Consider the following 12,269-nt stretch of genomic DNA (forward strand, 5'->3'; position numbering starts at 1 on the left):
TTGAATTACCTTATTTCCAGATAAATAGATTAAATAAACGTTTACCACGTTTAATCACTGTGTACTTCCCGTACAACGCATCCGTTTTTTGCAATACCAATTCACTCTCTAGCTGTTTTTCGCCATTGACTGTTACCGCGCCGTTATTAATAAACTCACGCGCCATTTTATTTGATTTTGCTAATTCACAACTGGTCAATAGTTCAACCAATGATTTTTGTTTTTCATATACTTGTGTTGAAGGAAGACCATCTTGCGCTAATTGCGCTAAATCGGATTCATCCAATGCACTTAAATCGCCAGAGAACAGTGCCTGAGTAATGCGCTGCGCTGAAGCTAAACCTTCGTCACCATGTACTAAACGCGTGACTTCTTGCGCTAAAATAGCTTGCCCTTCTGGACGACCTGCAATGGTTTTATCTTTTACTTCAATGGCAGCAATCTCTTCGATTGATAAAAAAGTAAAGTAACGTAAGAATTTATAGACATCAGCGTCTAATGTCGTGATCCAGAATTGATAAAAGGCATACGGAGAAGTTTTAGATTGGTCTAACCAGATAGTACCTGATTCTGTTTTACCAAATTTTGTACCATCTGACTTAGTCACCAGCGGCAGTGTTAAACCGAACACTTTTTCTTTGTTCATACGTCGAGTCAGATCGATTCCGCCCGTAATATTGCCCCATTGATCGGACCCACCGATCTGCAGAGAACAACCCATTGTCTTATTTAAGGCTGCAAAATCATAGGATTGTAATAGCATGTAACTAAATTCAGTAAACGAAATGCCTGCGCCTTCGCGATCGATACGCTGCTTAACCGATTCTTTTTGAATCATAGCGTTTACACTGAAGTGTTTACCTACATCCCTTAAAAAAGAGATGCAATCCATTTGCCCAATCCAATCCAGATTATTAACCACCTCAGCAGAATTTTCTTTATCGCCAAATTCAATAAAAGAGCTAACTTGTGATCTGATTTTAGCGACCCAGTTCTCAACAATATCGTCACTGTTTAATTTACGTTCATTGGCTTTAAAACTCGGATCGCCAATTAGCCCAGTTGCGCCTCCCACTAAAGCTAATGGTTTATGGCCGGCAAGTTGAAAGCGTTTTAAAGTCAGCAACGGAACTAAGCTGCCAATATGTAAACTATCCGCCGTCGGATCGAAACCACAATAAAGTGTTTGGCAGCCACTTGATAAATGTTCGTGTAGCTCTTCATCTGCTGTTGTTTGCGCCACGAGGCCGCGTGCTTTTAAATCTTCAAGTAAGGCATTCATTTATTTGGGTTCCTGATTCATTGCTTGTGCAATTTTAATATGCGAGATTTTACACAGTTCGGACACACAAAAAAACCATAGAGTGAAGATCTGCATAAGATTATGGTAACATTGCGCCTTTAATAGAACTCCAGAGAACATAACAGATGAAAATAGGCATTATTGGGGCAATGGATGAAGAAGTGAGCATCCTAAAAGCAAAAATGAATAACGTAGAGAAAACCGTTATTGCCGGATCTGTATTTTACCAAGGTGAATTAAACGCCAAGCAAGTGATTTTAACAAAGTCAGGCATAGGTAAAGTAGCAGCGACTATCGCAACCACGCTATTATTAGAAAGATTCTCTCCTGATATCATCATCAACACGGGCTCAGCAGGCGGTTACGATACGACGCTTGATGTGGGTGATATAGTTATTTCAACCGAAGTACGCTTCCACGATGTGGATTTAACGGCATTTGGTTATGAAATTGGGCAGATGGCGCAATTACCCGCAGCCTTTGCAGCAGATAAAACACTGATAAATATTGCGCAGCAAGCAGCGCAAACAATAGATTCACTAAAAATCATTCAAGGGCTTATCTGTACCGGTGATATTTTTATGGCCGATCCGAAAAAAGCAAAAATCGCCCTTAGTAACTTCCCCACTATGGCCGCTTGTGAAATGGAAGCAGCCGCTATTGCACAAGTCTGTTATCAGTTTAATGTACCCTTTGTGATCATACGTTCTTTATCTGATATTGCCGGTAAAAAATCAGAACTCTCATTTGATGAATATCTTCCAATCGCCTCAAAAAACGCATCAAAACTTGTTGAAGCAATACTGAATCGACTAGACTAAATGCAAGATTTTATTAGCTTTGTTGAAGAAAATAGCGCTTATTTTAGCTTCCTTAGTGTTGCGCTGTTTTCATTTTTCATCTCTCTGCCTAAAGATCTTAACCCGCTTTCAGCCGTTGAGTTAATGTTTCGGCAAATCGCTAAAAAAGTAAATTTAGAGGATCGCAGTGACAGTTATAAACGCCTTGCCAGTATCTTATCAATTTGCCTAATCTATTTCCCAACCCTATTAATTATCAGTCAGTTATATAATGTTGTTTTTCAATCAACTATTTTAGAGATGCTCTTATTATTCATATTACTTTCATGGCACGATAAAAAAATAACTTACCTAGAAATTTATGATGCATTAAAGTGTAATAATTTTGCCCAGGCAAAATACAAACTTGCATCATTAACCATGCGCGAAACAAAACCTCTCTCGTTAATAGGCATTAATAAAGCAACTATTGAATCTATGGTACTGCAGTTAACCGCATCATGGTTTGCCGTTGTTTTTTGGTATTTATTAACCGGAATTTATGGGGCTATGTTCTACCGCACAGTGCAAATTTGCGCGCAGCAATGGAATTCTAAACAGCTTGAATTCACCTCTTTAAGCACTATCCCCTCCTTTATATATTCCGCAATGCTCTTCCCAGTGCATCTAATCGTCAGCTTTACCTTTGCACTTTATGATAAACCACTGGAAAACCTGCCCAAAAAATTTAAACAAGGTATTCACTGGCACCATTTTTCATCCGGTTTAATGCTTGCAAGTTTCGCATTAAGTCTGCATATTGAACTCGGGGGAGTACGCCTCTATCAGCAGCAAAAAGTCACCTATGCCGCATTGGGTTTAGGCGGGGCTCCCAATATAGAGAAAATAGAGAAAGCACTGCAACGTCTCAGCCTCAGCGCTTGGTTTTGGCTTGCCTGTATCTCAGGTTATACCTTTTTCCCCTTATTAGTTGAATTCTTCACGCTCAATAATCACATCTGATCGACAAAAAAAATCCCCTAACCTGTTGCCAGATTAAGGGATTTTATAATCAACTCACATAAAGTGGGGAAATTATTTAATCGCTAACAGTTCAACATCAAATACTAGCACTGCATGAGGACCGATTGCAGCACCCGCACCGCGCTCGCCATAGGCAAGATTTGCTGGAACAGTTAATTTGTATTTTGAACCAACAGTCATTAGCTGTAATGCTTCAGTCCAGCCAGCGATAACGCCGCCAATAGGGAACTCAGCAGGTTGACCACGTTCAACTGAACTATCAAAAACAGAGCCGTCGATTAAAGAACCGTGGTAATGAACGCTAACAGTTGATTCCGCTGTTGGTTTTTCACCTTCGCCAGATGTGATGATTTCGTACTGAAGACCAGATTCAGTAACAACAACACCTTCTTTTGTTGCATTTTCAATAAGAAATGCTTCGCCTGCAGCGCCTAATACTTCAGCTTGCTCAGCTGCAGCTGCTTGCATACGTCCAGAGATAACTTGGAAAGCCTCTTGTAAGTCTGCTTGAGCAACTTTACTTTCTGCGCCAGCAAATGCATCAGCGATACCTTGGGACACAGCAGCGGTTTCTAACCCATCGAAAGGATTAGCTGCGAGTTGTTCGCCCATTTGTAGACCGATACCGTAACTTGCTTGCTGCTCTTGAGTGTTTAGTTGTAATTCAGACATGTTTTTCCTCTTATTTAATGAAAGGATGCACTCTAAAGAGCGATCCTTTGTTGACGATTTATATATATATGGGGATGAATGTTAACTTTTAAAGAGAAAGATTAAAAATAGTTTAATCAATTACGCTCCTATTCTTTGTCTTACTCTCAGTAACAATAGTTCGCAGAATAGCCGCTCTCTCGACAAAGAGAGCAACAGTTTATTTAAAGCACTAATTTCTGGTAAAAAAATACCATCACAAAGGATGGTATTGAATAAATGAAACAAGCAATAGTGAATTATTAGCTGCTTAAGTCATCAAAAAATGTCTTAATCGTATTCAAAAAACCATCAGACTTGGGTTTGTGCTTTTTTGAACTTGATGAACACAAGGCATCAAATTCTTTTAATAACTCCTGCTGTTTACTTGATAGTTTCACCGGTGTCTCAACCATAACTTTACACATTAAATCGCCGACAGTCTGGCTGCGTACCGATTGAACACCTTTATTACGCATGCGGTACATACGCCCGGTTTGTGTTTCCGCTGAAATTTTCAGGTTTACACGTCCATCAAGTGTCGGCACTTCAATTTCACCACCTAATGCAGCCTCTGCAAAACTAATAGGCACTTCACAGTAAAGATTATTACCATCACGGGTAAACACTTCATGTTCAAGCACATTCATCTGCACATATAAATCACCTGCAGGTGCGCCACGCTCTCCCGCTTCACCTTCTCCACTTAACCGGATACGGTCGCCCGTATCAACCCCAGCTGGAATTTTAACAGATAACGTTTTGCTGCGCTGATAACGACCTTCGCCATGACATTTATGACATGGATCGGTAATGATTTTTCCTTTACCACGACAGGTAGGACAGATCTGGTTAACCGCAAAGAAACCTTGGCGCATCTGTACTTGGCCCTGTCCATGACAAGTGCCACATGTTTTTGCTTGCGTCCCTTTTTTGGCACCCGAGCCATTACACTGTTCACAATGAACCAGAGTGGGTACTTGAATCTCTTTGGAAATACCTTTTACCGCTTCTTCAAGCGTCAACTCCATATTGTAGCGAAGATCTGAACCTTGTTGGGGGCGTTGTGCGCCACCACGTCGACCACCACCAAAAATATCACCAAAAATATCGCCGAACTGATCACCAAAGTCAGAATGTCCCTGTCCACCCCCGCCTTGATTAACTCCGTCATGACCATATTGATCATAAGCCGCTTTTTTTTGTGGATTATTTAGAATTTCATAAGCCGATTGTAACTCTTTAAATTTCTCTTCAAGCGCACCATCACCTTTAGTACGATCTGGATGAAATTTCATTGCTAAACGTTTATACGCCTTTTTTATCTCTTTTTCTGTCGCGCTTCTATCAACACCAAGCACTTCATAACAATCACGTTTTGCCATTTTCACATCTCAAAGTTACTGTTTATACCCAAGCCACTTGGCTATATTTAAAAAAACATGCGGATTATGGAAACATCCCATAATCCGCATTATTTAATAAAAAATATTAATTCATTGAAATTTAGCCAATTTCTAAATTATTTTTTATCGTCATTTACTTCTTCAAACTCAGCATCAACGATATCATCGTCTTCTTTCTTGGCATCTTTCTTAGGTTGTTCTGCACCCGTTTCTTCTGCCTGTGCTTTTTGTTGTGCTATTTCCATCAACTTTTGTGACGCTTCAGCAAGAGCAGCTGTTTTAGCCTCGATAACGTCTTTATCCTCACCTTTAGCAGCCGTTTCCAACTCTTTTACCGCGGCTTCTATTTTTTCTTTTTCGTCATCTGCTAATGCATCGCCCGCTTCTTCAATCTGTTTACGGGTAGTGTGCACCAATGCATCAGCCTGATTACGTGCTGTCACCACTTCTTCAAACTTTTTATCTTCTTCAGCGTGGGCAGCTGCATCATTAACCATTTTTTCGACCTCTTCATCAGTAAGACCTGAGCTCGATTTGATGGTTATTTTTTGCTCTTTATTAGTATCTTTATCTTTAGCAGAGACATGTAATATGCCATCCGCATCCATATCAAATGTCACTTCAATTTGTGGCAACCCACGTGCTGCTGCACGGATCCCTTCAAGATTAAATTGACCTAATGATTTATTATCTGCAGCACGTTTACGCTCACCTTGTAAAATGTGAATGGTTACTGCGCTTTGGTTATCTTCTGCTGTGGAGAAAGTTTGTGATTGTTTAGTTGGGATAGTCGTGTTTTTATCTATTACTTTAGTTAAAACGCCGCCCATTGTTTCGATACCCAATGACAATGGCGTAACGTCTAAGAGAAGCACGTCAGTTTTTTCACCTGAAAGTACCGCGCCTTGAATCGCCGCGCCCATTGCAACCGCTTCATCTGGGTTAACATCTTTACGCGCTGCCTTACCAAAAAAGTCAGAAACTGTTTTTTGTACAAGCGGCATACGAGTCTGGCCACCGACCAAAATAACATCGTCAATGTCACTAACGCTAAGATCAGCATCTTTTAATGCGATACGTAGCGGCTCAAGCGTTGCTTTCACCATATCTTCAACAAGTGATTCAAGTTTCGCACGGGTAATTTTGATATTTAGATGTTTCGGACCTGACGCATCAGCTGTCACGTATGGCAAGTTAACATCGGTATGCTGCGCCGAAGATAGTTCTATTTTTGCTTTTTCAGCCGCTTCTTTAACACGCTGCATAGCTAACGGATCTTTAGTCAAATCAAAACCTTGCTCAGATTTGAATTCAGCAACTAAAAAGTTAATTAAACGGTTATCAAAATCTTCACCACCTAAGTGTGTATCGCCGTTTGTTGCTAGTACTTCAAAGGTTTTTTCGCCGTCTACTTCATCAATTTCGATAATTGAAATATCAAAAGTACCGCCGCCTAAATCGTAGACGGCAATCACGCTGTCACCTTTAGCTGTGTTAACGCCGTATGCAAATGCAGCCGCTGTTGGCTCATTGATAATACGTTTAACATCAAGACCGGCAATACGACCCGCATCCTTAGTTGCTTGACGCTGAGCATCGTTGAAGTAAGCAGGGACAGTAATAACCGCGCCCGAAACTTTTTCGCCTAAGTAATCTTCAGCTGTTTTTTTCATTTTTTTAAGTACTTCAGCAGAGACTTGCGGAGGCGCCATTTTGTTACCACGCGCTTCAACCCATGCATCATTATTATCAGCTTTAACAATTTTGTAAGGCATGATTTTAATATCACGCTGTACTTCTTCATCTTCAAAACGACGACCGATTAAACGTTTAATCGCAAAAAGGGTATTTTGTGGATTTGTTACTGATTGACGTTTAGCAGGTTGACCAACTAATGTTTCACCATCGGTATACGCGATAATTGAAGGTGTAGTACGCTCACCCTCTGCATTTTCAATAATTTTAGCAACACCACCCTCAAGTACAGACACACATGAATTTGTTGTACCTAAATCAATACCAATTATTTTACCCATTTTACTTTTCTCCAAACTTAATTTGATTTAATTACTTATTGTTTTGTAAGCAGCCCCTATTTATATTTAAACAGAGGGTATCGCTTTGATACTTTTATATATGAGGGGCTATTTTTTACTTTCAAGGTTTATTAATAAAAAAAGATGATTTTTATTAATATTTTCAGCGCTTATAAAAAAGCACAGAAGTGCCTAATATAGCCAAACTAGCAGATGCATCTGCAAGTTTGGCTATTTAAACGCAGTTGAGCTGCTACTCAGGCGCTTTTGCAACAATGACCATTGCCGGACGAATTAAACGGCCGTTTAACTCGTATCCTTTTTGCATTACAGCAATAACTTGATTTGCAGCTACGCCTTCAACGCTTTGCATACTCATCGCTTGATGCTTTTCAGGGTTAAACGTTTCTCCTATTGGCTCAATAACAGATAAGCCAAACTTCTCAATCGTTGAAAGCAAAGATTTAAGCGTCAGCTCAACGCCATCAATCATAGGTTTTAACGCTTCATCTTCTTGATCTGCATGGCTAATCGCCATTTCCAAACTGTCGATAACGGGTAAAAGACCATCAGCAAATTTATCGAGCGCAAATTTATGCGCTTTTTCAACATCCAGAGCAGCCCGACGACGTACATTTTCCATGTCAGCCTTAGCACGAACAACAGATTCCTGTTGATCGATTATTGTTTGCTGTGCAAGTGCCAACTTTTTGCTAAGTTCAGCAACTTTATCGATCTCATTTGGAGTTTCAACTTTTGCTTCAGGTTCTGCTGATTCAACCTTCGCATCCGTTAAATTTTCTTCAGTATGCTCTTCGGGTGCTACTTTTTTCTCTTCACTCATTATCCAATCCCACATGTTTGCTCAATTATATTAGTTATACACTGTATTATGGGGATCGGAATAATAGTTTCAAGCCCGTTATGCCAATATGCTTAAATTCTTTGCCTCGGTACGAAAACCCGGCAAATGACTATTATAACAATATGCAATCAGGTTATACTCAATGTAAATTGAATCCCACCAACGACAGAGGCTCTATGAGTGTTCAACATACTGATCTGACTGAATTTAAAACGATTGGTTTAATCGGCAAACCTCAACATCCAAAAGCAAAACAAAGCTTGCTTGCTTTATATGATTTCTTACAAAAGAAAGGACTGAAGCTGATTGTTGACTCTCGTATTGCTGATGAACTGTCCATTGAATCAGTTGTCAGTGCAGATCTGGTCCAAATTGGCGAATTGTGCGATTTGGCGATAGTTGTTGGTGGTGATGGATATATGCTTGGCGCTGCACGTGTTTTGGCTCGTTTTGATATTGCTGTGATAGGTGTAAACCGCGGGAACTTGGGGTTTTTAACCGATCTTGATCCCGATAATTTCGAGCAACCACTCGAAGAAGTATTAAAAGGGAATTATCAGGTAGAAAATCGCTTCTTACTTGAAGCGCTGGTATATAGCCATGGGCATATGAAAAGCAGTAATACCGCCGTCAATGAAGCGGTATTACACCCAGATAAAATTGCTCACATGATAGACTTTGAAGTTTATGTCAACGATAATTTCATGCTTAATCAGCGCGCCGATGGTTTAATTATCTCCACACCAACGGGATCAACTGCCTATTCCCTCTCAGGTGGTGGGCCGATATTGACGCCTAATCTGGATGCTATTAGTTTACTGGCGATCTTCCCACACACACTGAACAGTCGCCCGATAGTTATTGATGCGAACAGTTGTGTGCGTTTGAAAATTTCAGAACATAATACAACAGAGATGCAGATCAGCTGCGATAGCCACGTCAACTTATCGGTTTTACCCGGTGATGAGGTGATCATAAAAAAAACTCAGCACAAATTAAAATTAGTGCATCCACAAAATTATAACTATTTCCATGTATTACAAAACAAACTGGGGTGGGGTAATAAACTTTTTTAAAAGTATCTAGCGGCATTAGGCCTGTTTATCTTTGCTCCTGCTGAAGGCTGTTTTTATACCCAGCAAGGCAGAAGTCATGTAATGTAGTCACTCTAAGTTAATAACTGATAACGAAGTTGAATGTGAAACTTTCAGGCTCAACAGGGGCAAACTTCAGTGGTAAACAGACATTAAAGTGCGATCAATATCAAAGCGCTTCGCTTGGTTTAATAAACAAACCGTTTACATTGTTCCTAATTGCTTTTTTAGATTTATCAGGCTCACAATATGAATTAAAAATCATCACCCGCGCAATCATCAACTCGATACCCAGAAGCTACAAAACAATATAAATGTAATATAAAAACATTATAAAGCCACGTGATATGCGTGCTAGTTCTATTTATTTTACACTCGTCCCACTATAATATGAGTAGCTAGTGGATGAGACTGTTGCTAATCTTCTATTATGAACGTAAATATTTTCTTTTATTATTTGTGCTATCAAACAAGCCTCTGTTTAGTGCTGACTTGATGCCACTAAGCGATGCCTTAAACGTGATTTTTTATGAGTGAATATGAGTATGCGAACCGACACCGGCTCCGAGACTAAACAAGTATTGACGATAAATGACATCCCCCCTTTCCAATGGCAGTTGCATCTGCAAAGCGGAGAGTTAATTGGTGATGCACCTCTATTAAATTTTTTGGGTTACGCTAAAAATTCCAAACTTACTCTCGATAGCCTTTTTAAAGTGTTTAAGGCAGAGCAAGTTACGCAATTAAAAAAAATGGTTAAACAGACCTTAGTCAGTCAACAGAGTTGTACCGGCACCTTTGTCACCACGGCCTTAAAAAGTCGTTACCTTATTGAATTTTATTTTGATTTAGATAGTCAGCAGGCGTCTGATTTGATGATGGTTGGTCATCTGCGTTTATTAAAACGCTTTCCTCAAGCTGCGCAAATAGATGAGATTATGGGATTAATATTTGCCAGCACCACGAGCGGGATGATGTTGTTAGATGCTGATCACAATATGTTAATGATCAATAAACAGTATTGTAGCGAAACAGGGTATTTAGAGCATGAACTGCTAGGAAAAAATATTCAGGTACTGAAATCTGACCATTATAGCGATGATTTTTACAATAAGCTCTGGTCCAAAGTGGATAATTGCAAAATTTGGAGTGGCGAGTTATTAGCCAAAAACAGACAGGATGAACTCTATACTAATGAGCTTAAACTGCGCAGATTGGATCTGCTTTGTGGTGACCATTATTATTATGTTGAGAGCGTTAAGCTGGACGTCTCAGCAAATCTATTTACAAACTACGAATTGCCTCAAAGTAAGCAGCATCTTCCTGATAAACAAGCCTTCACTGAACAGCTTGCAGAATCTTATAATGAACTTAGTACCAATAAAACCATTGTTGTCGCTGCATTTACAGTAAAATCTTCACATAAGATAAACTCCTCGGTAATGCAATGGCTGATAGCACAACGCTTTAATATAACAGAGCACAGCGCTGGCTTGGGTCTAATCAGCGATAAAATTTATTGTGCATATTGGGTACAGAATAAAGACGCCGATAAAATAAATATATTACTGCAAAAAACGGTTAAAACATTATCACAGGGTGATCCCCATGATTTAACAGAAAGTCTAAATGTAAAGATAAATATGGGGGTTTCTGTGCTTGCTGTTGATGCCAACAGTCCGGTGCAACTGCTGACTCACAGCATGCAAACTTTAATCGCCAACCCGTGCTCTGATGAAGGCGCAATCTATTATTTTGACAGCCGCTTTAGTAAACGTTTTAATAAAAAAGAGATCCTTGCCAAGCTATTAAAAGAGGCTTTAAAAAACGATCAAATAGCGGTTCACTACCAGCCAATTACCGATATACGCAGCATGCAAATCTGTAAATTTGAAGCCCTATTTAGAGTCGAACTTAACACCACGCTAAGTTATAACACTCAAGAGCTGATCTCGATAGCCGAAGAACATAACTGGGTCAGTGAAATCGATCGCAAAGTGACAAAAATAGCATTAAGCGCATTACCTTTACTTCAGAAGCATTTCCACTCTCTGGATATTGGCATGTCTATCAACCGGTCGTTGGCCAATGACCGGATCTCTAAATGTTGTCTTGAAGAAACCATAGATATATTACTGGATTCAGGCGCTGATTTAAGCAAAGTGACCATTGAGTTAACGGAATCCGCATTTTTTGAGAATATTGAGTGGCAAAAAATGTGGGTAGAAAAACTGCAGGCACATGGCGTTCAAGTTGCGCTTGATGATTTTGGTACCGGATACTCTACCTTTTCCTACCTCAAAGATTTAGCGGTTAATATTATCAAAATTGACAAATCCTTTGTCACGGATCTAACGCTGGACAGTAACGAATATTCAATGATAGAGATGCTGACTAAATTAGCCCACAAAATGGGAGGTAGAGTGATAGCCGAAGGTGTTGAAACCATTGATGAATTTAAATTGTTGTCACGCGCAAACGTTGATGAGATACAAGGCTATATTGTCAGTAAACCACAACCTTTAGAAATTATATTGTCCGCTTCTGCTTGCCCGATTCAAAAAGAGCTGCTCAAGCTGATCTATCAACCACCTGTCACTACCGTTGATTGCCTGATGAACAGAGAATTTTCGCACATATCATCGGATGACCGCTTGTTTAACGCCAGAAAATTATTTAATGAGCAACAACAAACATATCTATTGGTGATTAATGAATCGCAGTGTATTGGAGTGTTAAATTCAGCTGATATGCTTGCAGCATTAAGCCCCTACCTTGAAACTGAAGGTGAGCAAAAAAGAGATATTTTGACATTAGAAAAGCGTGTTCACCAAGTGATGAATAAAGAGTTCCCTAAAATCAGTGCAAATAGCCCTGTTGCGAGCCTTGAGCCCATTTTTTTACAGCGTCCAGATGCGGTAGTGATTGTTACCAATGAGCAATCAAAATCATGTGTCGGCGTGGTTACTATTCAGGAGCTGCTTAAATACAAACTTGTTGTGAAATATGATCCTCTTAATGATTGTGAAATTTGACTTTAACAAGATAATCG

Annotated in this window: 9 protein-coding genes; 4 read left to right on the forward strand and 5 right to left on the reverse strand. The window is 39.7% G+C overall.

Annotated elements, in window-relative coordinates:
- Window positions 1-10 precede the first annotated feature (10 nt).
- Window positions 11-1,282: a tyrosine--tRNA ligase gene (gene tyrS, locus ACJAT7_RS01970; protein WP_415225117.1), complete on the reverse strand. Its 1,272-nt coding sequence runs from the start codon at window positions 1,280-1,282 to the stop codon at window positions 11-13.
- A gap of 146 nt (window positions 1,283-1,428) precedes the next feature.
- Between tyrS and mtnN the strand changes: the two genes are divergently transcribed.
- A complete protein-coding gene (gene mtnN, locus ACJAT7_RS01975) occupies window positions 1,429-2,124 on the forward strand; it encodes a 5'-methylthioadenosine/S-adenosylhomocysteine nucleosidase (protein WP_415225118.1) in 696 nt (231 codons plus the stop codon).
- A complete protein-coding gene (locus ACJAT7_RS01980; protein WP_415225119.1) occupies window positions 2,125-3,105 on the forward strand; it encodes a cobalamin biosynthesis protein in 981 nt (326 codons plus the stop codon). It begins immediately after the preceding gene.
- A gap of 72 nt (window positions 3,106-3,177) precedes the next feature.
- Here the strand turns inward: ACJAT7_RS01980 and ACJAT7_RS01985 are convergent, their stop codons facing one another.
- From ACJAT7_RS01985 to grpE, 4 genes are all read right to left on the reverse strand, one after another.
- Window positions 3,178-3,798: an FKBP-type peptidyl-prolyl cis-trans isomerase gene (locus ACJAT7_RS01985; RefSeq protein WP_415225120.1), complete on the reverse strand. Its 621-nt coding sequence runs from the start codon at window positions 3,796-3,798 to the stop codon at window positions 3,178-3,180.
- A 281-nt stretch (window positions 3,799-4,079) separates the two neighbouring features.
- Complete coding sequence (dnaJ, locus tag ACJAT7_RS01990) at window positions 4,080-5,201, reverse strand: molecular chaperone DnaJ (RefSeq protein WP_415225121.1); 1,122 nt, start codon at window positions 5,199-5,201, stop codon at window positions 4,080-4,082.
- 137 nt (window positions 5,202-5,338) lie between these two features.
- A complete protein-coding gene (gene dnaK / locus ACJAT7_RS01995) occupies window positions 5,339-7,258 on the reverse strand; it encodes a molecular chaperone DnaK (protein WP_415225122.1) in 1,920 nt (639 codons plus the stop codon).
- Window positions 7,259-7,511: 253 nt separating this feature from the next.
- Window positions 7,512-8,102 (reverse strand): nucleotide exchange factor GrpE, encoded by a 591-nt coding sequence (gene grpE / locus ACJAT7_RS02000; RefSeq protein WP_415225123.1) that lies wholly within the window; start codon window positions 8,100-8,102, stop codon window positions 7,512-7,514.
- Between the two features lie 197 nt (window positions 8,103-8,299).
- Between grpE and nadK the strand changes: the two genes are divergently transcribed.
- Complete coding sequence (gene nadK / locus ACJAT7_RS02005; protein ID WP_415225124.1) at window positions 8,300-9,199, forward strand: NAD(+) kinase; 900 nt, start codon at window positions 8,300-8,302, stop codon at window positions 9,197-9,199.
- Window positions 9,200-9,756: 557 nt separating this feature from the next.
- Complete coding sequence (locus ACJAT7_RS02010) at window positions 9,757-12,252, forward strand: EAL domain-containing protein (RefSeq protein WP_415225125.1); 2,496 nt, start codon at window positions 9,757-9,759, stop codon at window positions 12,250-12,252.
- Window positions 12,253-12,269 lie beyond the last annotated feature (17 nt).

Origin of the sequence: Psychromonas sp. (assembly GCF_047632995.1) — a bacterium.
Taxonomy (GTDB): Bacteria; Pseudomonadota; Gammaproteobacteria; order Enterobacterales; family Psychromonadaceae; genus Psychromonas.

Excerpts from the sequence above, each read along its gene's own strand:
- tyrS (WP_415225117.1), bottom strand. The coding sequence starts at position 1,282 with ATGAATGCCTTACTTGAAGATTTAAAAGCACGCGGCCTCGTGGCGCAA.
- mtnN (WP_415225118.1), top strand. The coding sequence starts at position 1,429 with ATGAAAATAGGCATTATTGGGGCAATGGATGAAGAAGTGAGCATCCTA.
- ACJAT7_RS01980 (WP_415225119.1), top strand. The coding sequence starts at position 2,125 with ATGCAAGATTTTATTAGCTTTGTTGAAGAAAATAGCGCTTATTTTAGC.
- ACJAT7_RS01985 (WP_415225120.1), bottom strand. The coding sequence starts at position 3,798 with ATGTCTGAATTACAACTAAACACTCAAGAGCAGCAAGCAAGTTACGGT.
- dnaJ (WP_415225121.1), bottom strand. The coding sequence starts at position 5,201 with ATGGCAAAACGTGATTGTTATGAAGTGCTTGGTGTTGATAGAAGCGCG.
- dnaK (WP_415225122.1), bottom strand. The coding sequence starts at position 7,258 with ATGGGTAAAATAATTGGTATTGATTTAGGTACAACAAATTCATGTGTG.
- grpE (WP_415225123.1), bottom strand. The coding sequence starts at position 8,102 with ATGAGTGAAGAGAAAAAAGTAGCACCCGAAGAGCATACTGAAGAAAAT.
- nadK (WP_415225124.1), top strand. The coding sequence starts at position 8,300 with ATGAGTGTTCAACATACTGATCTGACTGAATTTAAAACGATTGGTTTA.
- ACJAT7_RS02010 (WP_415225125.1), top strand. The coding sequence starts at position 9,757 with ATGAGTATGCGAACCGACACCGGCTCCGAGACTAAACAAGTATTGACG.